This window comes from Borreliella yangtzensis (genome assembly GCF_014201775.1).
Lineage (GTDB): Bacteria > Spirochaetota > Spirochaetia > Borreliales > Borreliaceae > Borreliella > Borreliella yangtzensis.
Map to the genome: position 1 here is coordinate 1 of NZ_JACHFG010000008.1, position 23,931 is coordinate 23,931.

At 24.7% G+C, this 23,931-nt stretch carries 23 protein-coding genes and 5 pseudogenes; 12 read left to right on the forward strand and 16 right to left on the reverse strand.

What is annotated here, in order from left to right:
* Positions 1 to 103: helix-turn-helix domain-containing protein (locus HNP68_RS05190; protein ID WP_183221145.1), on the reverse strand; the 103-nt coding region annotated here is incomplete at its 3' end.
* A gap of 695 nt (positions 104 to 798) precedes the next feature.
* A pseudogene (locus HNP68_RS07255) lies at positions 799 to 1,104 on the reverse strand (DnaB-like helicase C-terminal domain-containing protein).
* 171 nt (positions 1,105 to 1,275) lie between these two features.
* Here HNP68_RS07255 and HNP68_RS05205 point away from each other — a divergent pair.
* From HNP68_RS05205 to HNP68_RS05215, 3 genes are all read left to right on the forward strand, one after another.
* Positions 1,276 to 1,521 carry a hypothetical protein gene (locus tag HNP68_RS05205; protein WP_183221149.1) on the forward strand — a complete coding sequence of 82 codons (246 nt, stop codon included), beginning with the start codon at positions 1,276 to 1,278 and terminating at the stop codon, positions 1,519 to 1,521.
* 183 nt (positions 1,522 to 1,704) lie between these two features.
* The gene (locus HNP68_RS05210; protein ID WP_183221151.1) at positions 1,705 to 2,499 is read left to right on the forward strand and encodes a virulence associated lipoprotein; all 795 of its coding nucleotides are present in this window, start codon (positions 1,705 to 1,707) and stop codon (positions 2,497 to 2,499) included.
* Positions 2,500 to 3,273: 774 nt separating this feature from the next.
* On the forward strand, positions 3,274 to 3,459 hold the full coding sequence (locus tag HNP68_RS05215) for an MFS transporter (RefSeq protein WP_235684943.1): 186 nt from the start codon (positions 3,274 to 3,276) through the stop codon (positions 3,457 to 3,459).
* Between the two features lie 102 nt (positions 3,460 to 3,561).
* Here HNP68_RS05215 and HNP68_RS05220 read toward each other — a convergent pair whose 3' ends face one another.
* The 7 genes and pseudogenes from HNP68_RS05220 to HNP68_RS05240 all read right to left on the reverse strand — a co-directional run bounded on the left by HNP68_RS05220 (position 3,562) and on the right by HNP68_RS05240 (position 9,034).
* Positions 3,562 to 4,581, reverse strand: a complete 1,020-nt coding sequence (locus tag HNP68_RS05220; RefSeq protein WP_183221153.1) for a ferrous iron transporter A — start codon at positions 4,579 to 4,581, stop codon at positions 3,562 to 3,564.
* A 297-nt stretch (positions 4,582 to 4,878) separates the two neighbouring features.
* Complete coding sequence (locus HNP68_RS05225; RefSeq protein ID WP_183221155.1) at positions 4,879 to 5,148, reverse strand: hypothetical protein; 270 nt, start codon at positions 5,146 to 5,148, stop codon at positions 4,879 to 4,881.
* Between the two features lie 106 nt (positions 5,149 to 5,254).
* Positions 5,255 to 6,037 (reverse strand): annotated as a pseudogene (locus tag HNP68_RS05230) (class I SAM-dependent DNA methyltransferase); the annotation flags it as partial.
* 249 nt (positions 6,038 to 6,286) lie between these two features.
* Positions 6,287 to 6,501 (reverse strand): annotated as a pseudogene (locus tag HNP68_RS07260) (hypothetical protein); the annotation flags it as partial.
* 547 nt (positions 6,502 to 7,048) lie between these two features.
* Positions 7,049 to 7,162: pseudogene (locus HNP68_RS07910) on the reverse strand (hypothetical protein); the annotation flags it as partial.
* Positions 7,163 to 7,639: 477 nt separating this feature from the next.
* Positions 7,640 to 7,792, reverse strand: a complete 153-nt coding sequence (locus HNP68_RS05235) for a hypothetical protein (RefSeq protein ID WP_183221157.1) — start codon at positions 7,790 to 7,792, stop codon at positions 7,640 to 7,642.
* A 399-nt stretch (positions 7,793 to 8,191) separates the two neighbouring features.
* Entirely contained in the window at positions 8,192 to 9,034 is an 843-nt protein-coding gene (locus HNP68_RS05240) for a cell surface protein (protein ID WP_272955328.1), read from the reverse strand.
* A gap of 1,222 nt (positions 9,035 to 10,256) precedes the next feature.
* Between HNP68_RS05240 and HNP68_RS07915 the strand changes: the two are divergent.
* Positions 10,257 to 10,346 (forward strand): annotated as a pseudogene (locus tag HNP68_RS07915) (chromosome replication/partitioning protein); the annotation flags it as partial.
* 840 nt (positions 10,347 to 11,186) lie between these two features.
* Positions 11,187 to 11,894, forward strand: a complete 708-nt coding sequence (locus HNP68_RS05245; protein WP_183221159.1) for a CRASP family complement regulator-acquiring lipoprotein — start codon at positions 11,187 to 11,189, stop codon at positions 11,892 to 11,894.
* Positions 11,895 to 12,536: 642 nt separating this feature from the next.
* Here HNP68_RS05245 and HNP68_RS05250 read toward each other — a convergent pair.
* The 5 genes from HNP68_RS05250 to HNP68_RS05265 all read right to left on the reverse strand — a co-directional run bounded on the left by HNP68_RS05250 (position 12,537) and on the right by HNP68_RS05265 (position 17,726).
* A complete protein-coding gene (locus HNP68_RS05250; RefSeq protein ID WP_235684944.1) occupies positions 12,537 to 12,971 on the reverse strand; it encodes a hypothetical protein in 435 nt (144 codons plus the stop codon).
* Between the two features lie 748 nt (positions 12,972 to 13,719).
* Positions 13,720 to 14,901, reverse strand: a complete 1,182-nt coding sequence (locus tag HNP68_RS05255; protein WP_183221161.1) for a type I restriction endonuclease — start codon at positions 14,899 to 14,901, stop codon at positions 13,720 to 13,722.
* Between the two features lie 368 nt (positions 14,902 to 15,269).
* Positions 15,270 to 15,560 (reverse strand): hypothetical protein, encoded by a 291-nt coding sequence (locus HNP68_RS07745; RefSeq protein WP_420703293.1) that lies wholly within the window; start codon positions 15,558 to 15,560, stop codon positions 15,270 to 15,272.
* A gap of 155 nt (positions 15,561 to 15,715) precedes the next feature.
* On the reverse strand, positions 15,716 to 16,108 hold the full coding sequence (locus HNP68_RS07750) for a hypothetical protein (RefSeq protein WP_420025816.1): 393 nt from the start codon (positions 16,106 to 16,108) through the stop codon (positions 15,716 to 15,718).
* Between the two features lie 1,021 nt (positions 16,109 to 17,129).
* Positions 17,130 to 17,726 carry a chromosome replication/partitioning protein gene (locus tag HNP68_RS05265; protein WP_183221163.1) on the reverse strand — a complete coding sequence of 199 codons (597 nt, stop codon included), beginning with the start codon at positions 17,724 to 17,726 and terminating at the stop codon, positions 17,130 to 17,132.
* A 543-nt stretch (positions 17,727 to 18,269) separates the two neighbouring features.
* Between HNP68_RS05265 and HNP68_RS05270 the strand changes: the two genes are divergently transcribed.
* From HNP68_RS05270 to HNP68_RS05280, 3 genes are read left to right on the forward strand one after another with little or no spacing between them, the layout of a single operon-like run.
* Entirely contained in the window at positions 18,270 to 19,187 is a 918-nt protein-coding gene (locus HNP68_RS05270; RefSeq protein ID WP_183221165.1) for a plasmid maintenance protein, read from the forward strand.
* Between the two features lies 1 nt (position 19,188).
* Positions 19,189 to 19,728 (forward strand): DUF226 domain-containing protein, encoded by a 540-nt coding sequence (locus HNP68_RS05275; protein WP_183221167.1) that lies wholly within the window; start codon positions 19,189 to 19,191, stop codon positions 19,726 to 19,728.
* Positions 19,704 to 20,453, forward strand: a complete 750-nt coding sequence (locus tag HNP68_RS05280) for a ParA family protein (protein ID WP_183221169.1) — start codon at positions 19,704 to 19,706, stop codon at positions 20,451 to 20,453. The genes HNP68_RS05275 and HNP68_RS05280 overlap by 25 nt, the downstream gene beginning before the upstream one ends.
* Positions 20,454 to 20,810: 357 nt before the next feature.
* Here HNP68_RS05280 and HNP68_RS05285 read toward each other — a convergent pair whose 3' ends face one another.
* Positions 20,811 to 20,969 carry a hypothetical protein gene (locus tag HNP68_RS05285; protein WP_183221171.1) on the reverse strand — a complete coding sequence of 53 codons (159 nt, stop codon included), beginning with the start codon at positions 20,967 to 20,969 and terminating at the stop codon, positions 20,811 to 20,813.
* 237 nt (positions 20,970 to 21,206) lie between these two features.
* On the opposite strand from HNP68_RS05285, the gene HNP68_RS05290 reads away from it, so the two are divergent.
* The 4 genes from HNP68_RS05290 (at position 21,207) to HNP68_RS05305 (ending at position 22,857) form a co-directional block, all read left to right on the forward strand.
* Positions 21,207 to 21,500, forward strand: a complete 294-nt coding sequence (locus HNP68_RS05290; protein WP_183221173.1) for a hypothetical protein — start codon at positions 21,207 to 21,209, stop codon at positions 21,498 to 21,500.
* 238 nt (positions 21,501 to 21,738) lie between these two features.
* The gene (locus tag HNP68_RS05295; protein WP_183221175.1) at positions 21,739 to 22,158 is read left to right on the forward strand and encodes a hypothetical protein; all 420 of its coding nucleotides are present in this window, start codon (positions 21,739 to 21,741) and stop codon (positions 22,156 to 22,158) included.
* Positions 22,155 to 22,223, forward strand: a complete 69-nt coding sequence (locus HNP68_RS07755; RefSeq protein ID WP_183221190.1) for a DnaB-like helicase C-terminal domain-containing protein — start codon at positions 22,155 to 22,157, stop codon at positions 22,221 to 22,223. Before HNP68_RS05295 ends, HNP68_RS07755 begins: the two co-directional genes overlap by 4 nt.
* Before the next feature lie 115 nt (positions 22,224 to 22,338).
* Entirely contained in the window at positions 22,339 to 22,857 is a 519-nt protein-coding gene (locus HNP68_RS05305) for a DnaB-like helicase C-terminal domain-containing protein (RefSeq protein ID WP_183221182.1), read from the forward strand.
* Between the two features lie 6 nt (positions 22,858 to 22,863).
* Here the strand turns inward: HNP68_RS05305 and HNP68_RS05310 are convergent, their stop codons facing one another.
* Positions 22,864 to 23,688, reverse strand: coding sequence for a hypothetical protein (locus tag HNP68_RS05310; protein WP_235684945.1), 825 nt, complete (start codon positions 23,686 to 23,688; stop codon positions 22,864 to 22,866).
* Positions 23,689 to 23,931 lie beyond the last annotated feature (243 nt).

Genomic DNA, 23,931 nt, shown 5'->3' on the forward strand with positions numbered 1-23,931 from the left:
TTTTGTTATACAAAAATCTTACGCATCCGAATACCTTTGAAAAATATTTCTTTTGATTGGTGTTAGGATATATTCTGTACTTATAAGCTTTATTAGCGCTCATTATTTTTTTAAATTATTATATTATATATTAACTTACGTTGCAAATTCATCTCCACCTAAATTTCATAGAAATTATAGGTGGAGTATTCTTTGCTATTTTTTGATAAATTTTTTAAAGAAAAAGAAAATCAAAATTACCTAAGAGTAAACTTAACTTAATAACCAAAAAGCTTAGTTATTAACTCAATAACTAAGCTAATGAACTAACATTGCTAAAATAAAAGATTATAAAAATGGCTTTTTGTTTCACCTAACGATATCTTTTTGGGCTCTTTTTAAGAATGATTATCCACTAAAACATGCTCTAAAATCTTGCTTAAACAGGAACAGTTTTAATTTTGATTTGTAATGTAAGTTAAAATATAATGTAATAATTTGAAAAAATAATGAGCGCTAATAAAGCTTATAAACATAAAATATTGATATAATGTTATTATTAAAAATAAAATATCCAATAATAAAGGAAATATAATGCAAGGCAATAGGCCTATTATTATAACAATGGCAAGCTTAAAGGGCGGAGTTGGTAAAGTATTCTTTGTTATTTTTTTTGAAATAAATTACCAACAAAATAAGCACTATAAAAAGCTAACAACTTATTTTAGTACATTGCCTTTTTTTATCTATAAATTTGGTAAACTTGGGTATAAAATCCATAGTTACATCGCCAGGTAGGACCATTTCTATTCTTAGCAACTACCCCACTTTTACTTTAACTAAAGTATTAATTAAAATGCTAGTATTCTCTTTATATCCTTCATTTTCTTGATATAAAAAAATTACAATGTCTGCATCCTGCTCTAGCGCTCTCGACTCCCTTAAAGCTGCCAAACTAGGTTTTCTGCCTTATGCACTTCTGGTAACTTGATATAGAACTATTATTGGAATTTCAAGCTCTAGAACAAGTAAACATATAGTACGACTCAAAAATGCAACTTGCTCAAAACAGGGAATATTGTTCTGTTGTATGGTAATTAAGCCAATATGGTCAATGAAAATAATCTGAACATCTAATTCTTTTTAATTTTTCTAGCTTAAGCTTTTAGTTCATGTATTTGGATACTTTGCATACTTCCAACGAAAAAGGACAAATTATTAAGCTTAGAAAGTGCTTGACTATGAACAATAACTTCATTTCGATTCATCGAGAAATTATTAATTTTGTAGAATTAAATGTCAGCATTAAGTGATATAAGCCTTTTTGTAATAAACCTACTTGTAATTTCAAGTGTAAAAAAAATACAACACTCCGATTTTGTTTCATACAATATTATTTGCAATATTAAACACAAAAGCAGTTTTACCAACTACACGGTCTTGCCCCAATTATCAACAAAATTTAAGGCTAAGAACTTCACAGGACAATACAATAATCCCTTAAAATACTCTACAAATTATTTACAATTTCAAAGTTTTTAAACCTTTAATACAATAATCATCAAAATCTATTCATAAATAACACATACTATTATTTAAATACACAAATTTAATTAAATTTATATCAAAATAAATTTTTAAAAAAGATCAAAATAATATAAAACTTCTGGTTAATAATAACATTATTATATTAAATTAAATATAATATTAACAAGGAGAATATTTATGAAATATAGTATGATTGCAAGTATATTTGTTTTTTTATTCTTAAATTCTTGCAATACAGATTTTAACGCAAATCAAAAAGATATGAAGGATCTATCTAGTAAAAAAGAACTAAAATCTAATAAAGCGGAATTAAAAACTAAAACAGAAGCAACCCTAAATCAAGAAGAAGCCCCCAATAAAAAAATAAAAAACACACCGCTTGATGATCTAAAAAATTTAATAGAAACAGCCAACATAGATAGAGAAAAATATGTAAAAAAACTAAAAGAAGAACCTTCAGACCAATATGGAATAGCGGCTTTTAAAAAATTGGCTTGGGTGGGAAATTTATCAGGCGAAAAGATAGCCGATAATAGCGAAAAATCTAAAAGATATAGAAAATATATCTATGCCGCCTTAAATGATATTGACACTAATAAATTAAAGGAATTTTCAGAAATTATAATATCATCGGAACAAACACAAAGCCTATTTAGCATCTTTAACAGGTTTGGAAGTGCTATTGACGACGTGATTGTTTATCTATATTCCAAAAAAAACACTATAGATAAACTAGACACTTTAGACTTAGAAAAGCTTAAAAATTCATTTGAGAAATTATTATCTACAAAAACAATCGTTTCAACAATGTTAAACCAACTTTTATTAGATTATCAAAATGATGAAAATCTTATAAAAACAAATCTCACTAAGCTCAAATCTCATGTAATTGAACTTTACAAACAACTTGTAAAAAAAAGTGAAGAATTAGAAAAGCTAAAAAGCGACATATTTTCAATACATACAATTTAAGGTATGTATTGAAATTGTCATAATGAAAAAACTCTATCTAAAATAAAATATAGGCTTAATATTTTTTGATAAAAATGAATAAAGAGTCTATATCTAAAGAATATATTATTAATAATATTAAATCTATTGTTAATTACTCTTACTTAATATTAAAACTATATTTTATTTTTAAACAAAATTTATCTAAAATGGATTATTTTGAATTTTGCCATTGGAAATTTAATACTTAATCTGAGATATAGTTAATAAAATCTATATTGAAAATTTTATTTCACTTATAAATATTGGATATCCTAATGATTTTTCAGCTACTGGTTCATTTTATATTCTAAATATCTCATCTTGCTACTACTGTACTGAAGTAGGAGTTATAAAAAAGGCATCATCTTCTAAATTAGAAAGTAAAATAATATTAGTCAATAAAGACTATCAGACCTCTCCTTTCTTTATTAAGAATTCAATTGTATCTAATATAGGTTATTATTGATATTATGTTTTATTTTAGCAATCAATATGAAAAAATTAATTTTTTAAATAAACAAATTGATATTAACAACAATAATTTCCCATTTCATTTTCATTTGATTTATATTTAAAAAAACAAATTCTTCAAATATAATAAAGAATTGTGATAGCAAGGAAACTTCAAAGATATTATTTTTATTCATTATTTTTTCAGAGATTGCAAGAACATTGCCCCATGCGGTACTAACTATTATTTTAATAAATTAAGGTTTATCACTCAAAAATATTGCTATAGTGCAAATTTGCTATATGGCAGAAATTATTATTTTTGAATTTCCATCAGGTATAATATCAGACATTTTTGATAGAAAAATTGTTTACTTAGTATCAATTTTTTTACTCATGACTTCTTATTTTATTATTTTTAAAGCTTTTTCATTTGGACTTCTTTGTATTTGGTTTATATATGGGATGTCAGCTGCTATTAACACTTAATACTATGTAGAACTATATTACACTACTACTTAGATAATAATATATTCATTTTCTATTTTAATGAATTTTTTCGATAAAGTACTAATATTCAATTATTGAATATTAGTACCAAACGCCATTTTTATCAATTACAACTTGCATTTCTCTAAGTGAATCCTTAATTAACAAGATTGGACGTACTATTGATTTATATGCTTCGTAAGAATCAGATTGTCCTTTAATACTTGAAATCAAAGTCTTTATTTCTGTTTTAATCTCATCTAATTTTCTTTTAGCGTGCATTTCACTTATGTATAATAAATTTGCTGCAGTATTTGAACTCACCTGAATATAATTCAATAGGGTATTAAGATTTTTTTCAAGCTTTTCTTTTGTAAACTTTTTAGCATTTTTTCTAGCTCTGGCTTTAGCAGAGTCATCAAGAAATGTAGAATACATCCGGGTTCGCTTTGTTGCAAACGAGTTATAATTAGCATATATTTTGCTAATTGTTTCAATTGCTAAATTTACATTATATTTAACACCTTGTAGATAAGATTTATATCGATTATTTAATATTGTCTCCTCATCATATTCATTATAACTTTCTTCCTCTACTTCATCGTCGTATAAAATAGTATTTGAACCTGAAACAGTCTGTAAGTCACTTTTTGGTCTTGAATCAGAATCTATAGTAAAATAAAATTCATTTCTTTCAAAAATATCCTTGGATTCACCACTTTCACCACTAAGAAAATTCAAACTTCCTTTGATCATCCCGTTATGTTCATTCTGTTGTTTTTGTATTTTTTCCTTTCCGGTAGACTCAAGCTGATCCCTTAATAATTTAGTTTCTAAAACTTCTTCTCCTGATATTACATTTTTTTGCAATAAATTACCATTATTAGTAAACAACCCCCTTGCATGATTATAAGGCTCTTCTTTAGTAATCTTCTCTTTGACTTCGATTTTCTTCTCATTAATAGAATTTTTAATAGATTCTTCGTTAGTACCTAAAATAGAATTTCCTTTACCATCAAACAAACCAAGAGATTTCTCTTTCATTTCACCTTTCATAAATACATCACAACTGATAAAACCAAATAGCAATCCCAAAGCTAAATATTTAATTTCAAATTTCACGCTTCCTCTCCTCTAAAGTTAACATTAACTTTAACTTTAGACCATTTTAATTTGAATTACAAAAATTAACAAACCTTTCTTACTAAAAAGAATATCATCTAAAAAATATAAATATCAAAATTATTTACAATTTTAAATCCAATATAATTTACTAATTTTTTGTTAAAATATCATTTTTTATTTTTTTGACTTATTCATACTGAAAACTTTTATTATTTAGCAAATAATTTTCATATCCTTTTATTAAAGATGAAATATAATCTTCTCCTTTTTTTGTTTTTTAATGCTTTAAAATCACTAAGTAAAATGAATAAAATCTTCTTTGGTTAATGTGTAAAGATTAGCTACAATAAAGTTACTTTCATTGTCTTTTTCTTTAAAAAATTCATCTTCCGCATTTAGATTTAGAACTTTATTAACTTTTTCTTTATCAAACCCAAAACATTCTAAGTAAAGTAAATATTTAAAGTTCTTAGGATCATTTTTAGCTATTAGTAAAGAAGTGTTTTTTGCTAAAGTTAAGTATAGCAGACTAGCTAAAATATCTTTTTCTTCGGGTTGCGGCATAGGGCATTGGTATAAACATTAATACATTTAAGCCAACAAATCTTCTAATCATAAAGTCAAATACAAATAAATTAAAAATAGATACAATAAATAATTTCTTGTAAAGATATATATCTTTTGCAATTTTAAATACTATAGAATCATCGGGGTTCTCGCAAAGGATCTCTTTTAAAGTTTTCTGAATTATCTCTTTTTCTTCATTTATTTGCTCTTTTTCAAATTTTATTACACTACTTTTCTTTAGATATCTTGCTTTTCTTATAAAATATCTAAATAAAATAAACCATTCTTGATCTTTGTATTCTTCTTTTTTTCAATTTTAGAAAAATTCAATTCAATATATTTTTTTGCTCCATAAAGTACTTCCGATTTATCATAAAGTCTCACACCTTTCCATTTAAAATTATCCCATAATGCTTTTGATATTGATTTATATATCTATATAACTGATCTTCTGCTTCTTTTACTTTATCTTTAATATCAAAACTAAATAATGGGCGCTTAACTTCTGATATAAGTAAAATATCTTCAGTCGGAATAGGCTCATTATATTTTTTAGCTTCTTTTAATTTATTATTAAAATTTAATTTGTCTTTATCATTTTCAAATCATTTTCAAAAAGTAGTATATCTATTCTAGAAGACACTCCTTCTATTTGTCCACCTTTTTGCTGTTCTACTGAATAATTTAGCTCTTCAAATATAGATTTTAGTAAAGACTCTATATTTGCTTCTGTAGAATTACCATCTATTGAAGAAAGCTTATTCTTTAAAAGCAAAAAAAAGTTTTTTAGTTTATCAATATTTTCTTTTGTTATAAAGTCTTTTGCTAGTTCTTTATAAAGAGATATATTTGGATCATTTGTTTTTACAATGCCATTAGTTTTCATCATTTTATTTTATCATTTATAAACTTTAAAAAAGATTTAAATATGGGATAAAAAATTTTTCGTAATTATTATTTGAAAAACATGATAATCAGCTACATAAGCTAGACATTTCATTTTGTAAATTCTTTTCTACAATACCAATCTTAAACTCAAGATTTTCAAAATTTATGACGAATTGCTTTTCTAAATCCCCAAAAGATAAATGTTGCCTTTATAGTAGGTTAAGGCCTTGTTTACTTTTTTGTTTTAAAGCTTATCTTCAGTAGCAATACAATAAATTCCTTTTTCAAGGATGCAATTAATAGTAGTAATCGCAATTCTTAGCTCATATTCAAGTAAATTTTCATACAATTCTCCTAAAATTCTGAGCTCTAACTTTGAATACGCTACAAATTTTTTATCTATAATATTTTTTTCTTCAAAAAAAGAATTTTAACTGGTATTTCTTCAAGAATGCTAGCCAAAATAGATCTAGAAATCTCTTTGGCCTTTACTTTAAATTCTTTTTCATATATATTTTTGTAATTCTAAATACTATGGAATCAACGGCTCTCTGTGATATCCTTCTCAAGCCTACTTGAATATTCTTTATAGTATCTTAACATCTTAACTAATATTTTTTCAAACTGAGATACCTTTTTGCATTATAAATATATTCAAGCCCATCTACTTTATTCATGGGATCTTGTACTTTTTTTGAATATCCATTCATCTAAATACTGATAGACATACTCATAATCTAAATCTTCTGGTTTCAACCGGGAGAAATTTTTTGATGCTTTTATCTTTAGAATTGTTTTGTATCTCAATGTTCATATAAACATTATAAATGTTTATCACATCTTAGGTGCAATTACACCCTTTTTTTAATATAAAACTTGGCCTCTATGTTTAGAGGCTAAGTTTTATATTAAAAAATGATTAACCCAAACTGTTACAAAAATAATTAAGTGAAATGCTACTTAATAACTTTTTTAAAACAACATATGATCTCTAATCATATATGTATTATTAGCTCAAAACATCATTTACCTCTTTAATAAGCTCTTCTATCTCTTTCATTTTATCTGTTACTTCCATTATCTTAGAGAAAGAAGTTTTTAACTGATTTAAAGAATTTTTTGCTTCTCTTAGTGCTTATTTAGCCAAAAAATCATTTTTTATTGGCCAGTAATTTCTATTTTTTTGTTTTTCAATCTCTCAGTAATAGTTTTTTTTAAATCTTCTTGGGCTTTCTCAAAAAAGTATTTCTAAATGTTCTCTCACTAAGCCCTACCTCTAATTTACTTACAAGTCTATCAAGATCAGCTCTTATATTGTTTAACTGATTAACTGAATGGATTAGCTCTTGCCTTTTTTCTTCTTTACTCGCTGTTATATCAGGTCTTATATAATATCTTCATACAAGCTGAGGATACAAGATTTCACCACCATAAACATCAAAAAATTAGGTCATAATTTCTTTTTAAGAGAATGATAAACAGAATTAAAACTAGATTCTAATTCTTTATATTTATTTTCAAGCTTAATTTATTCATTGCCTAATTTAGCAAATTTACTACTTTCAAGAAAACTCTTTGTATCATCAATTATCTTTTCTACTTACTTTTCTTCATTAGTATTTGGAACTAAATCTTCATCTTTTATTTCCATCTTTTCTTGTAAAAAATATAAAAAATTATTAGTTTCAAACACAGGCTGTAAAAAAACAACCTTCACCATCTGCTTTTCTTTTACTTCTATATGGGAAGGCACTTGTATTACATGATAATAAACTTGTTAGCACTATCATATTTATTAATAAAATATTTTTTTCATGACCTTCTCCTATCAAAATCTATATAAATTCACAGTTATTTAATGAAATAAAACACTATTTCTATAAAAACAAACAAAACATCTCTGTTTAATACAAAAAAATTATATTTACCTATGTGCTTTATATAAGCTATAATATTTTTTAATGTAATAAGAAGAGTATGTAGAGAATTATTTTTTAGAAATTTTAAAAAAATTTTGCTTTTCTATTAGGTTAAAGTTTATAAATTTTCAAATAGTAGTACTAAAAAGAGAAATATGCTTTTAAATTGAGAAACATACCTCTCTTTAGATAAATTGGATTAAGCCTAAATTTACCTAATCTATATGTAAAACTTACTTAATAGCTTTATAAGCCTCCTCAAGTTTTACAGCAGCAGCCAAAAAATCTGCTTCTTTTTTATAAGAATTATTATACCTGATTCTTGAATTTATTCCCCTATCATTAACCATATCGCCAATAGTTTCCACAATACACCCAAGAGCTATAAGATCATTTTCCTCTACAAAATCTTTAGCCGTATTGACAAATTTTTTGGAAGCTTCAACAAACTTAGTATCAATAAACTTAGAAGATATATCATCAAAACTCTCAACGTAGGCTAATACAATAGATTTTCTCAGTTTTTTATAAGAATCAACAACATCTCTGGCATTAAACACATTATCTAAAGCTTGGTCTAATTTTATAGCAAAATCATGAATTAATTCGCTTAAAAACATAGGTTTGTATTCTTCTATAATCTTTTCAAGCTCCTTAAACTTATTAACAATTTTATTATCTTTTTTAAGTATAGATATAGCTTGAGTAACTTTACTTTTATAAAAATCTGAAAATTCGTCACTACCTCCCAAATAAGTCATAATATTATTATATGCTTCTGTATATTCGTTATAAATAGTGTTTAATTTTATAGAATAATACTTAGTCTTTTCAACAAAAATTTTAAGCTCATCAATATTTCTCTGATTTAATCCACCAACAATCTCGTTAGACTGATCTTGATTTAAATCATAAATGCTTTTATTAATATTTTTTTTGCTTTTTTCACTATTTCCTTCTTGATTTTGAATACCTTGCTCCTGATTTAAATCATTTCGTCCTCTGTCTAGCATATGACAAGAAATAATAAAAAATAAAGATATTATAGATAAAATATATTCTCCAATTTTATTCATAAAAACTATACCTTTTTAATATAAAAACATTCCCGTATTATATTATACACAATATGAAACTATTTTTATATTAAATAATATTAATATTAAATGAAGCTTAAAATAAACGAATATTACTTATAAAAATCTTTTTTAAATTTCTTCCAATAACCTTTTATCTTCTTTTTAGTCCAAGCAACTATATTAAAAATAACTAACTAAATTTTCCACAAATCACTAATAGAATATTCTTATTATTCCTTGCATCATTAGCAAAAATATCAGCCTGGTCCTTATCCTGCTTATCGGCAGTTTTACTCTCATTATCATTTCCTTTTTTCAATCACCTGAATTAATTAGTATTTATAAAAAAAATACGTTTTAAAGTAAGAAAAAATAAATTAAAAAGCCTACTATGCTAAGTTATAATTAATCAGACACCCATGGGGATTCTAATAAAACAACCACCTAGACTAGTATGAAACTTTATATAGGGCTTCTTACACTTCAAAAAAACATGATGCCCCGACTTTTCAGATACATATATATCAATTTATTTTTTAGATTTGAAAAAAATATGATTTATTGTGCTATCCTTTTTATAATCTTGCCAGAATAGCCAAAGACTTTTAAAAGCACATGTACTATTATTTTAGATAATAAAGCTCTCCTGTAAAGGGTCTAGATTTTTAATCTAAATATTAAAGTCACTTAGAATATGTGATTCTAATTATCACTAAATTCTATTATCTCTAAAAAATATCATCGCAATTTCTATTTATAGGAACTATTGAAAAAGACTTTAGAATAAAAACATTAATAATCTATCAACAAATATTTGCAACAATTACATTAAAAGTTTAAAATTAAAATATATATGTTAAGCAAAAATCTAAAAATTAGCCCTGTTTATAAGATATTCATAATCTATTTATTTATATGAATCATAAAATTTTAAAAACAAAAGAATCAAACTACTATAATAATTTTAAATATGTTAGTAAGAATTACTATGATTAAATTACCTAAAAACCATATACCAAAGATTTATATCATAAAAGAATATGAAGATGTCACTTTAAGTGGGACACAAAATACTCATTATTTAGAAAATAACATGGTAAAAATAAAAAAATTGAAGATTGGTTAGAATATATAAAAAAAAGAAAACAAAAAAATATATCTTAGAGCCTTGTTAAGACTCTAAATCGAGATAAACAAAAAATTGTAATTTTATAAAAAAAATATCATATTTATAAAGTTTACGATGGATGGGATTTCTGAAAATCAAAAAGATTTAATTAATAAACTTTTAAGAAATACTAAGAATTAAAAAGACAATAAGGTAATTATATTGGCAATTTTATGCATATAAGCCTCACAAAATAAAACAATATAAAAAATAAAAGATTTGATATTTATAATAATAACTATAATTTTAAAGTTATAAAAGAAAAAATGAGTTTTTAAAAATAAAATGTAGTTAATAAGAAAAAACCTTTCAAAAGAAAATATCTAATTTAACACAAGAACTCAAAAAAAATTCAAAACAATAAAGATTCTTTTATAAGAGTTTCATTTGAATAATGAAATGTCAAATATTTTGACAATAGTAATATACATATTATGATGTCTTATCATATGATATGTTTTTGTATTATTGTTAATAAGCTTAAACTTAAAATGGGTTAAAACTGGAACATTAAAAGTAACGATGCAAATATTTAAATATTAATACTAAGAGAAGATTAATTTCTAATAGATTTAACTGGGGGAATATTTGCAAATAGTAAATTACTTTTTTGCTAAAAAGCATTAAATAAGAATAAAAATGTAAAAAATAATAAGTGGATAGATAATAAAAAAATTTGATTAATACAAAGCAATACAAATTTAATCCCAGCAATAAAAGATATGGATGTTGTTCTTTAAATAAGATTTTTATAAAAACTTTAAAAAACATATTAAAAATCAAAAAATTTCGAAAATATTAAAGAGATTGTAACAGGCTTAAAAAGTAATAAGATACTTTTATGGGTGAAAAATAACCATTTTTAATATTTTAAAAATATTAAAAAATTATAATTTGTAATGATAAAAATACATTATAATATTGTATACTCTATAATATAATAATACAATTAATTTATACCGATTGAGGAGAATGTTTTTTATGAAAAATAACATAATTTTATGTATGTATGTTTTTTTACTTTTAAATAGTTGTAGTGCCGATCATGATACCGAAACAGCAATAAAAAAGCATATTGATAAAGCAAAAAGTTCACACATTAATAAAACAAAAAATATATATATTGATGAAATAAAAAATTTAATAGAGATACCTAAAGCAACCATAGACAAAAACAAAATATCACCAATTAAGCCAGAAGAACAAAAAACTGTAGATAGTCAAGCTGATGGGGAAATTTTCACGATAGATACAAGGGCTTTTGATTTTATAAGTACTTTTTTAGCGGAAAATGAAATCGATGAATTTATAACAATATTTAATAAACCAAAACAAAAATCAATAGCAGCTAAAGTATTAAATACTATAGCAATTTTAGAACTTGAAGTGGAAAAAACAATTAATCACCTTTTTTTGAAAAAAGATGCTTTAGATAAAGCAAAAATCTCAGATTTAAAAAAGATCAAAAATTCCCTTGAACAATTATTTTCTATAAGAAAATTTTTTTCAAAAACCATAAAACAGATTTTATTAGATTATCAAAAAAATAAAAATTCTATAAAAACAGATGATTCTCAATTAAACTCTTATTTAGATACGCTATCAAATCAGCTTAATGAAAAAAATAAAGAGGTTAATAATCTGAGAACAACCATATTATCAACACCTATTCCCAACATTATGGAGTAAACCACTATCTCTACTAAATCAAAGATTATAGAAATAATTTTTTGTTTTACACCATAACAGCTTTTTAAGTTCTTTTTTAAAAAACGAACATCTCTACCCTGGAGCATAGTTTAAAAGCTTTACTCAAGGAAGCACCTGCCTTAGTTTTTATTGCTGTATTATTAATAAAAGTTAGACTCTAAAAATACAAAAAGAGGGTGACTACTTTTTGCGCTTACACTACCATGAACATTATATTTTACATTTCAAATTTTTACAGCTCAAAGCTTCTGCATTCACTTATAAAGAGAAAATATACACATCAGTTAGACATTGGGTATTGGTTTTTTAGTTATTTGGCATATTAGATAAAAGAAAAGAGAAATTAGAAAAAATTTGAAAGAGGTTAAAAAACCTAAAATAGCTATTGAAAAATGATGGCAAGCAAACTAAAAAACAAGATAAAATTTTAAAATTGCTTTTTTTATTTATTAATCATTATGTCAAAATAATAAAATCTGTTATTTAAACTTAAAAAATAATTTTTATCAAAAAAAAAATACTTTATTTATCATTTAATTTCAAAAACTTTTAAATTTAGGTGGATGTTAATTTTAATATTATTTTTGGAAACAAAAAGTCATCCCCCATGTTCTTCTGAACCTACTCATTCTTATTTTCTGATTTTTCTGTTTTAAGTAAATCTAAGGCTCTATTGGTAAAGAAAATCATATATCTTTCATCTGATTTTTCCAATCTAGATTCTATTTTATCTAATCTGTTTTCAACCCTATTAAGATAGCTTTTCATTTCAGACCTAACCTCATTAACCGAATTATTTAAATTCTTAGACTCAACTTCAAGTGTTAGCAATCTTTTATCTAAATTATCTATTCTGGTATCTAATTTATCTATTCTGGTATCTAATTTATCTATTCTAGTATCTAATTTTTTATTATCTTCTTTTAAATTCCCTAATTCTAAGTCAATTTTAGTAAGTCTACCACCAAATTTATAACTTATTGTCAGAATGCTAACTAAAGTTACTAAAATACCAATTAAACTGCCAAAATCCTTAATTAAATTATAAAAATCCATATAATAACAACCTGCTTATTTATTTAATTATATTTAATCTTTAAAATATAAGCAAATAACCAACATTTTTTTGATATTATTGTTCTTAATTATACTATCTCCTGCCTCAAAATAACTATTTTTTAATTCTCTAATAACACGCTTCATATCGTTTAAAACACAATACACAAAATAAAGTCAATGTTAATAATTTAGGAAAAGAATTATTTGATACACATGATTCTATTCTAAATTTTTTAGAAAACAATACGGCTATAATTAATTACATGGGTAATATAAAAAATAGGAAAAAACAAAATATTTTGTAAGACAAAATATTAATTTTTTAATTGAATCAAATTTGATATGTATTAAAAAGAAAAGATACATTTTGAATTAGACTTAAACTTCAAAACTGATCAAATTAGTTAAAGAAAACAATGCTGGGAAGTTATCATTATTTGATAATTATAATTTCAAAAAATATTAGATTTGTATACTAATACAAGTTATTAGATAATAAGAATCTTTCTATTAGAATTTTCATAAAAGATAAAGAATAATATTAGTTTATAAAAGAAGGTATAAAAATAACATATTTTTAAAGAGCTTGTTTCAGCATAGAAAATATATTTTTTGATATTATAACTAAATATAACGATGAAAGAAAGTAAATTGAAAGTAAATTTTGTTAAGCTATATATTTTTTGTATTTTTAAATCACAATCCCTTAAGTTTACTAAAACATTTATAATGTTTATGCATTTACTTAATATATTTTTTTATTTTTTGAAACAACATTGTTATAACTTAATTTAATAATAGATTTAATCTCTTCAATTTGAAGATCCGATGTACATAAAATCTGAATATCTCCTCTTCCCCATTTACCAATATTCTTAATATATCTAGTAAAACCTTCTTTTAAAGTTATTTGATTTAGAGCAACAGTAACAGTAATATTTATTTTGTTTGCCCCAGGCCTAAAGCTAAAATCTACAAAATATCCACCCCTCACCTTAAATCCTGTATAACACTTTGTTTCAACTTTTTCAATTACATCAGGATTTAAAGCAAAAATAAAACTTTCTAAGTTTTGATATATTGCTTTCATATCGGAATTTAATTTTTCAAATTTTTTTAAATTTTCGGTTTCAATGTTATTGTCTTTTATATCAGAACATATGTCATCTTCTATGTTATTTTTTTTACTCTCTAAAATCACATCGTTTCTTTTGCTAAACATACCAAAAGCATTTTTAATAATATCATTAAATATATTGCCTAAATATGTCTCTTTAAAACCAATTTTAGCTTTAAAAAATTCAAGAAAATCATCACTTGTGTTTTTAATTTCTTTTTTTAAATAATCTAAAAGTTTGTCTGTATATTTTTTTTCTAATGCAAAAGCTCTGGCCTCTTCAATATTTAAAGAATTTTTAGAAAACTTTTTAAGATACCCAAAATCTTTAGATGTTAATTTTTCTAAATTAATAACCATAAAAGGCTCATTATCTAGTAAATTATCTTTATCTAAGTCAGTATAGAATCTATATTCTATACCATCTGTCAATATCCCAAATTCAACTCTCTTTCCTTGAGAACGAATATTTTCAAAATAAGGCTTTAATTGCTTTAGATGGCTTTCAAGCTTTTCTCTACTATTGTGATATTTGGCCTCTATCAAAATAGTGGGCTCTTCTTCCTTTTTTGTTGGATAAATAATATAATCAGCTTTTTTTAGTCCATTAAACTTAGGAATATCTGCCTTATATTCAACTTTAACAATTGAAAGATCAGTATGATCATAACCCATCGCATCTAAAAATGGATCAATAAGATTTTGTCTTGTTTGTGCTTCGTTTTCAACAAAATCTTTATAATTTTGTATTTTTCTACTTACATCTTTTATTGATTTTATAAAATTTATATCTTTATCTTTATGTAACATAATTATATATTAGCAATAAAATTAAAAAAATTTATTTAAAAAATAAATTTTTTAAATGTCGCTCGGTATTTAATAACTAAAGCTTTAACACACTTTCTATCTAAATTATCTACATTTAAAACCTTTAAGTACTACTTAATTCCTTTTTTCTGCCTTATTGTTTAGTTTAAAATCCCATTTTTTTACCTTTTTATTGCATTTTTCATACTAAAAACTTTTATTATTTAGCAAATAATTTTCATATCTTTGATTAAAGAAGAAATATATTCTTCTCCTTTTTATTTTTAATACCTTAAAGTCATTAGCAAAACCCTAAAATCTTTTTTGCTTAATGAATAAAGGCTAACTACAATAAAATTGTTTTCATTTTATTTTTCTTTAAAAAATTCATTTTTCACATCTAATTTTAGTATTTTATTAGCCTTTTCTTTAATAAGCTCAAAATGTTTCAAATAGAGTAAATTGGAGAAATTTAAAGGATCATTTTTGGCTATTAACAAGGAAGTATTTTTAACTAAAGTTAAATACAACGGGTTAGTTAAAATATCTTTTTCTTTGGGTTGAGACATCGGACATTGATATAAACATGGTTTTTGAACATGTACATTAACAAATCTTCTGATTAAAAAATCAAATGTTAATGAATTAAAAATAGACATAATAAATAATTTTTTATAAATAGATATTGGTGTTTTTCATAATTTATATATACTGAGTGCACACAATAACAATTTTTAGGAGACAAAATACTAATCGTAGTTCTTCCATTTGTATTACTTGCAATACATCTATAGAATACTCTTTCGGTTTGAAATTAATTATCCTTAGTTAATACTTTTTTAAAGTCTTTTTTATCTACCCATAAAAGCTTAAAACTTTCTTTTGCGGCTTTATTTTCAAAAAATCTTAAATCAAACTGATAAATATCAGCTCCAGAATAAAGAAATATAAATCTTCCATTATTATATTCTTTATACAATGCTTTATACTTTGTTAAATGCAACCTTACTCCAAAATCAATATATTCTTCACTAAAAGTACTAAATTGACCAAACATTTTATTGATTAAGCTAAATTCTTTAGTACCTTTAAATTCTATTATTGATTCCTGAATAAGAGATAGCTGCCTAATTTGATTTATATTTAATTCAATCCCTTTATATGTATTATCTTTGCCATCTTTTAAGTAATTGGCTATTTCTTTCATAATATTATCATTGCTCCGAATCATAAATTTTGCGTTAAAACTTGATGTAGGGCTTTAGTATTACTAAGTTGAAATACCGTAAATTTTAAAAATGATATCACATCTTTAAATCTTTTTTAATTTTAAAATTGATAAATATATTTAAGCTTATATTTGTAAATATATGTTTTCTTAATGATCTAGAACTAGATTCACTCCAAAGAGATGAAGAGACTAAATAAGTTAAATTGCCTTTTTCTTTTATTATCCTTAAATTAAATGTAACAAAGTATCTAAAAAGATTTAGATCACCACCATTAGAAAAATATTTGAAATCATTTTTATAAATATTATTAATAGTAATTAAACTATTTTTTCTGAATTGTAATCAATATTTAAAGAATGATTGTCTTTACTAAATACTTTTTGTTTTATTTTATTTTGTTATTTTATACTTAATTTTCTGTAACTAGAAATATGTTTTGAGAAAAATTCAGATTCATTAAACTTAATTTTCTACCATGGAGGATTTCCAATTACAATATTAAATCCTTCCTAAATATCTGGGAACTCAATTCCATAATAGAAAAATTTATAATAGCTACTTAATTTCCTGATTTCTTCTATTTTTTTCTTTATCTTCACTAGAAATTTTATTGCTTAAAATATACTTAAATAGTTAAAAGAAATTATCAACAAAACAAAAAAGCTCTACCAATAGAATTGATCTGGACTAAGAGTTGCTAAACAACATAATAAAATTATATGTCAAAGATGAGACTTTTTATGTAAAAAGTCTCATCACTTAGTAGCCAATTATAAAAACACAACAATAGAAAATTTATCCATCAAATGCATGCAAAAAGAATTTAAGGATAAAAACCTTTTTTGATCCCAATAAACCTTAAGATTTGGATTTTAAAATGAAAAAAACCCTTTTTCCGGGCATCTTTTCGACATTAAACTAGGCAAAATAAACTTAAGCCTATTAGAAGTAATAGATTACCATTAATTAACATTAAAGTCAACAAAACTTGAGAAGTTATTTATTCCTTTTCTTTTTTAAAAAATCATATTTAATTATGATCTCTGATAAAATATCTTTTTTATTTTTAAAAATCTCCTCTAAAATAAAATAGACTCTTTTAGTATCTTTTTTACAAAAATCATATAATTCATCGTCTTTTACTAAAATTCTAATTGGGGTATTTTCTTTATTGTTTTTACTCATATCTTCTTGATTTATTTCTAATAATCCTTGTTTTTGTATAGTATGATATATGCTATTAAAACCCACCTCCTTAATTTTATCAATAGAAACAACGCCTTCTAAAACCTTTTCATAAACCTTTAAATATGTATAGGCCTGAGTTTTTGCAATTATAAAAGATTTTATAAATTGTTCAAAGCTTTTAAAACCATCATATTTATAAAGTTCTTTTTGCTTAATTTCATATAGAATTTTCATTCTTTGAATTTTATTGTCAATATCATCTTTCAAATTAAGCTTTAATTGGTCTTTTAGATCATTGTAAATTATTAAATTTTGATCTTGACTATTTAAATTTTGACTTTTATCAATAAAATCTTCAAATCTATCATTTAGAATCATCTCTTTTTTATTTTGTTTTTTCCTCATTTTATCCTCCTATACTTATTTTGCTTTAGAAGTATTCATTTCTATGTATTTAAGTATCAATTAGCATCTAAAAAAAAGAAATTTTGACCAATGGTATAAATAATAAATCTCATACCACTAATCTGTGAGTAAATATTGACACAAATTTACATTTGTGTCAATATTTACAATTTTTTGATAAAAAAATAATTACCAATAACAAAAAAATTCGTTCGGTTCTGAACGAGGAAAGAAGCTATTTATATAATATTTAGCTTAGAAACAGCAGTCACAAAAAATATATTTTTTAAATTGTCTTGATTATTTATACTTTGAGCCTTATTTATTGTTTTATTTTTAATCAATATCATTGAAAAGTTTTCTCCTAGTTATTGCATAAACCCGAAATTCTTTTTTTATTAAAAACTCAAGCCTAATAACTTAAATATTATTTAAAATAGTTTTTAGATTTAATTTTAAAAGGGGTTGAAATTTATTATTTTATGTATTACATTTTAAATGTTAATTAATAATTAAGTACACATTAAGCTGGGGGACAAAAAAATGAAAGCTATGATGCCTAATAATAACTACCAAATTAATGCTAATAAATCCAATAAACTACTTTCAAAAGATTGCAAACTTAAGAAAATAATTTCTGTCATTATGTTCTTAAACAAAGAGTTTGAAAAAAAATATAATGTATCAATACATGGAATTCATTTTGACTCTGAAAAGCTAAAAGAACTTCGGGTTCATCGTCAAGGAGATATACTTCGTGTGCTAAACTCAAACATAGATAAAGAAAATAAAAAAACAACTACAATTAATACTCTAAGACTAGATTTAAGATTTTTAGTTTCACTAAAAGCATTAGAAAAAAGAATACTAACATTCTCAAATAACTTTGGAGAATTCAGGGGAAAACTTTGTATATATAAAGTGTCGCCTATTGCACATAAATTGATTGATGCCTATTTTAGTAGCACTAAAGCAGTCCTAATTAAAAAAGTAAAGGAAGAAAAAGATAATTTAAATGAAAAAAAAAGGTCTTTTGAACCTAAAAATATCACTGAAAATATCACTGTATATAATAAACAATATATAAACATATATAATAAGAATTCTATTGAAAACTCTTTCTTCAAAAGAGTTAAATCAATGGTTTCTAACACTAAAAACCCGATTAAAACGCTAAAAAATACTTTATTAAACTATAAAGATTTTAAAAATTATCTAAAACATAATTATGAGATAAGAGATATTAAAGAATTTTTTTTATCTAAGCTAAACTTTTATAAAAACAAAATTCATTTTATGAGAAAAATTGCCCCTTATAAGACGGATTTTTATATCCTTGCAGGAGAATTTAAAGACACTTATACTAATAAGTGGAAAGCAAATAGAATAACTGTCTTTTCAGGACATGCTGGAGTAATAGCCAATAATATTTTAGGTAACATTTTGAAAAAGGGATCATAATTTGAGTGGTTTGCTTGAAAAACTCAGAAACAAAAAAAAATATATAGAAAAAAAAATTATATTTAATAGAATCGAAGAAGTCAATAGTAGGAAAATATACTGCACAAAAATATTTAAACATCTAATTGGCTTTAGAATTACAAATAAAGGAGAAAGACTAAGGATTACTTTCCAAAAGTTTAATAATACTGAAGATTTTCTTTTTTTTAATCTTTTCCCTTTAAAAGAAAATGATAAGTTCTTAGAAATAAGATACAGGCATGAAAAGCTAGATAAACCTTTTTTTTTAAAAAAAGAAAATAATAAAACTTATGCAATAAAGAAACTTTACTATATAGAATTTGCTTTTAAAAATGGTTCTATTAAAGCATATGTACAATCTTTAAGAACGCTCTTAAGAAAAGATAAAGAAAATACCGAGTATTATCAATTTAATTTATCACACTTAAAAAAAATGGAAAAAAAAGTATATGAATTTTATAAGAAAAAATTTAAAGATGAGGGAGTTATAGATAAATGGATCAAAAAAAACCAATTATAATTACACTTGCAAGTTTAAAAGGAGGGGTTGGTAAAAGTTCACTTTCTATACTTTTTTCTTATGTTTTAAAAGAATTAGAGAGAAAAGTATTATTGATTGATCTTGATCCGCAAAATTCTTTAAGTTCCTATTTTAATAGATATATAACGAATATTAAAAAACATAATATTTATGAATTTTTAAAAGGAAACACATATTTTGATAAATGTGTAAATAAAATTAATGAATATATTTCTATAATTCCTTCCCATCCTGTTTTAGAAAAGTTTAACACAGATGATATAGATTATAAAGAAATTATTTTAGAATTTAGATTAAATAAAAGTAGTAAAAGTTTTGATTTTGATTATATTATAATAGATACTTCTCCTAGTAGAAATTTTCTTTTAAAGAATGCTTTAAATGTTACAGATCATATTATAATCCCAGTTCAAGTGGAAAGATGGTCAATAGAGAGTTTTTCTATTTTAACGGAAACTATCAACAATATTCAAAATATTAAAAATAAAAAATACAATATTTCTATTATAGAAAACCAATTTATTAAAAATAGGAATACCTTGAAGGAGGTTGAGAATGTATTGTATAAAAAATATGGTAAATATATAAAAGGGAAAATTCACTTTTCAAATAGTATAAAAGTTTTTATAAATGACCTTTTAGAACCTTCTTTGAAAGAAATTTATTATAGGGAAGCTGAAAACGCTTTAAAAGATATACTTTAAATTTATTTTTTTAAATTGCTAGATAGAAACATATAGCTTATTAATTTGGTTAGAATTTTATGCATTTTGCTTTTCAATTTTTTAATCTTACTTTTTTATTGATAAAGAAGATTTAGAAAATCATTCTAAATCTTCTTTATCCCCTAAAGTCTTCTTTAATTACCTCTTCTTGTTTTTTCTGATTATAACTCTGCTTCTATTTTGTCGTTAGGGTCATCTATAAATTCTACATATTCTCTTCCTGGTCCCAGATTTCCTAATAATGGGGTTTTCTTGTTTTTTAATAAATGGTTTTTAAGGTCAGATAATTGAATTATATATGTCTTATTATCTTTAAATTTTAATAAAATATGATCTTTATGTTTTTATAGAATTTAATTTATTATTCCCAGTATTTATAGCTTTTAAAGTTGTTTTAACACCTAGAAGCATAGCTTCTTTAAAATCATATTTATTTTTAGATTTTACTTTAAAAGGTCCTTGATTATTAGTACAATATTTAACTAGAATTCTCACTTCTTATTATTCTTTTATGCTAATTTATAGTATTAGGGACTTTTTAGTGTCTATATTTTCTCTATTAGTAGGATTCAAAACCGATTTAACCTTTACTTTAAAATTGTATTTTTGGCTTTATTTAGAATCATTAAAAAAATGGTCTCATGAAAAAAATAATAAAGATAACCCATATTAATACAATACCTCGCGTATTTGGCGCCCCAAAATCGCTTAGAAGACATACTGGAGTTCTTCTTGAAAAAGATCAAAAAATACCAAAAAAAGGTATGGTTTATGAGTACCAATTTTAAAGGTACTGATTTCTTCGCTATAGTCGGTGAATTCAAGGACACATATGTTCCTATCTACAAGCAAGTTGAGACAACCCCAAAACCAATAAGCAAACATAAGATAGACAAGGGTTATGTAATTTTCAAGGGGCAAAAAGGTGTTTGTAATGGACAAAAAGGTTACTTTGATGTGAAAATAGGAACTTTTGTAAAGTTGAGGATTTTATCAAGTTATCAACCCACTTTAAGGAATTTTTAAAAAATGGTTTTAGGAGCGAAGAAAAGGAGTAAAAAGTGAACGAACATTTGAAAATCAAAGATTTTACTGAAAAATACGGTCTTTTCAATAGGCATTCAGAAGGTGTTGTAATTTAGTGGCTTGCTAAACAATACTGTAGGCATTGAAGAAGTTTTTCTGCAGTTACAGACTGTGAAGACTTCTATTGCGAGTCGCATAGGAAAATATTTACTGTATTGTCGATTTACATCAAAAAGGATTGTCGATTGACCCGATTATAGTGTTTGAAGAGCTGAAAAAGAATAGTAAGTCTAGCGAAGTTTTAACGGATTTTGATGTAAACGCATACATTGAAACTATGTCCAAATACACTATGCTTGGCCCAATCTTAGACAATTATTGTAGCATTATTAGGGATTGCAGTGTTAGGCGCTCAATTGTTGAATTTGCTAACTCGGTAAATCAAGCTGCCTTTAATAAATCAAAAGATTTAGTAGCGTTGATCGACACTATACAGTCCAAGGCAAATTCACTGGAACTGAACTACGAAACCAAAAATTCGTTGACCGGAAAAGACTTGATCAAAAACTACAAAAATAGAAAGGAAAGTAGAGACATACCTAGTGGGTTTAGTGGCGTCGACAAAATAATTAAAGGATTTAAAAAGGTGACTATGTGATAGTTGGTGCAAGGCCTAGTGTTGGTAAGACTACTTTTGTACTCAATATTGCAAACAATTTGTGAAAACAAGGTGTAAGTGTTGGATTTTTTATACTTGAGGTTGTCAGTGACTTCATAGCAATGACCCTCATATCAATTAATTCGGGCGTCGAGTTTTACAAGATTAATAAAAAGTTTAATGGACAAAAATGAGCGCCAAAAGTGTGTAAAAGCATGCTCTAAGATTGAGAATTACCCAATTGTGGTTGACAATACGCCTAATATCCCAATACATGATCTAAAATCTAAAGCTAGAAAAATGAAAAAAGACGGTGTTGAGATTATTGTCATTGACTACATTGGTCTAATTTCTGTTGAGTACAATAATACACCCCGTTTTGAGCAAGTTGCATTTTTGAGCCGTAATCTACGCGCACTTGCAATTGAGCTTGAAATCCCAATAATAGTCCTCTCTCAACTGAATAGGGAAGCCCAAGGTAAAGCGCCTAATTTAGCAAATTTGCGTGAATCGGGGTCTTTAGAACAAGACGCTGATATGGTAATTTTTTTGCATAGGGAAGATGAAGAACAAAAAGATAATGATGGGCAACAACAACAAGATAATGACAAAGAGCCGCGTAAAATAAAGGTCATCGTCGACAAAAATAGGCATGGAGCGACTGGCGCTACTACTATGGGCTTTGTGCCTAAATGCTAAAGATTTCTACTCAATAAAAAATATTTTAGAAAAAATTCGCTGTTGCAATCTACTGGCGGTGCTTTCGTTAATCCCTAAATCTTTTAGTTTGATATTAATGTATGATTTAAGATTATGTAGATTTTTTAGGTCAACATTAATGCTCGATTTCAGATTATGCAAATTTTTGCAAGGCTCATTCCCAGAAAAAAAATCATAAATCAAATTCGCAATAGCAGATGTATTTTTGTTTTCGCTATTTCTAAATGTGTTCAGATTGATTGTGTCTGGCCTTACAGGCTTAAATGCTCTGATATATTTCATTTTTTCGCCTAGTTGGATACACGGCTTTTCAGTTAGTCGGATATTTCCTGGATTTTTGGTATATTTGTTATGTGCCATTAGCTTGTCTTTAGACTTTACAATCAAAGAATAGGCAATTTTCAGTTGTTTAGTAGTTATATTGAAGTCGAATATATTTCTTGCTGCATAATTAATTTTGTTCGTGCTAATAGCTAGCAGGTCACTTTTGTTTAGATTTTCAATACATTTAGCGATTTCATTGGGAGAGACTAAAGGGCGTGTTTTCAACGCAAAGCCGTTGTCCAATATGCAGTAAAGTATATTGGATTTGAAGTTGTAGGGAGTTTTGATATTCGGATTTTTCAAATCAGTTAATGGAATTCCAGAAGCCATAATAATTCCAAGTAATTTGTGGGCCGTGCTATTAGTCTTCATAAGATGCTCGCTAATCATAATGAATTCTTTAGGGTTAATTTCGTAAAGTGGGTATTCAAGTGGCTTTTCCTTATTCTTGGAAGACTTGAATTTTGGAAAAAAGCTAAATTTCATGTATATATTATACTGCATTTTTCAAATTTTGTAAATTCAAATATTGTGATTAAGATACTAAGTATTATTATTAAGATGTCAATACTTGACATTTAAAAAAGGCATAAATCAAGTATTGATTTTTTCATAGCAAGTATTGTGATAAAAATAGCAAGTATTGTAATTAAGATATTAAGTATTGTGATTTCAAATATTCATACTAAAAAATTATTATATATATAATAATTTTTTAGTATGTATATT

What these genes read in the sequence shown, in the direction of transcription:
- HNP68_RS05305 (WP_183221182.1), top strand. Translation starts at nt 22,339, where the DNA reads ATGGACAAAAATGAGCGCCAAAAGTGTGTAAAAGCATGCTCTAAGATT.
- HNP68_RS05205 (WP_183221149.1), top strand. Translation starts at nt 1,276, where the DNA reads ATGTCAGCATTAAGTGATATAAGCCTTTTTGTAATAAACCTACTTGTA.
- HNP68_RS05265 (WP_183221163.1), bottom strand. Translation starts at nt 17,726, where the DNA reads ATGAGGAAAAAACAAAATAAAAAAGAGATGATTCTAAATGATAGATTT.
- HNP68_RS05250 (WP_235684944.1), bottom strand. Translation starts at nt 12,971, where the DNA reads ATGGATTTTTATAATTTAATTAAGGATTTTGGCAGTTTAATTGGTATT.
- HNP68_RS05240 (WP_272955328.1), bottom strand. Translation starts at nt 9,034, where the DNA reads ATGAATAAAATTGGAGAATATATTTTATCTATAATATCTTTATTTTTT.
- HNP68_RS05225 (WP_183221155.1), bottom strand. Translation starts at nt 5,148, where the DNA reads ATGCCGCAACCCGAAGAAAAAGATATTTTAGCTAGTCTGCTATACTTA.
- HNP68_RS05255 (WP_183221161.1), bottom strand. Translation starts at nt 14,901, where the DNA reads ATGTTACATAAAGATAAAGATATAAATTTTATAAAATCAATAAAAGAT.
- HNP68_RS07745 (WP_420703293.1), bottom strand. Translation starts at nt 15,560, where the DNA reads ATGTCTATTTTTAATTCATTAACATTTGATTTTTTAATCAGAAGATTT.
- HNP68_RS05270 (WP_183221165.1), top strand. Translation starts at nt 18,270, where the DNA reads ATGAAAGCTATGATGCCTAATAATAACTACCAAATTAATGCTAATAAA.
- HNP68_RS05215 (WP_235684943.1), top strand. Translation starts at nt 3,274, where the DNA reads ATGGCAGAAATTATTATTTTTGAATTTCCATCAGGTATAATATCAGAC.
- HNP68_RS05210 (WP_183221151.1), top strand. Translation starts at nt 1,705, where the DNA reads ATGAAATATAGTATGATTGCAAGTATATTTGTTTTTTTATTCTTAAAT.
- HNP68_RS05245 (WP_183221159.1), top strand. Translation starts at nt 11,187, where the DNA reads ATGAAAAATAACATAATTTTATGTATGTATGTTTTTTTACTTTTAAAT.
- HNP68_RS05310 (WP_235684945.1), bottom strand. Translation starts at nt 23,688, where the DNA reads ATGAAATTTAGCTTTTTTCCAAAATTCAAGTCTTCCAAGAATAAGGAA.
- HNP68_RS05280 (WP_183221169.1), top strand. Translation starts at nt 19,704, where the DNA reads ATGGATCAAAAAAAACCAATTATAATTACACTTGCAAGTTTAAAAGGA.
- HNP68_RS07750 (WP_420025816.1), bottom strand. Translation starts at nt 16,108, where the DNA reads ATGAAAGAAATAGCCAATTACTTAAAAGATGGCAAAGATAATACATAT.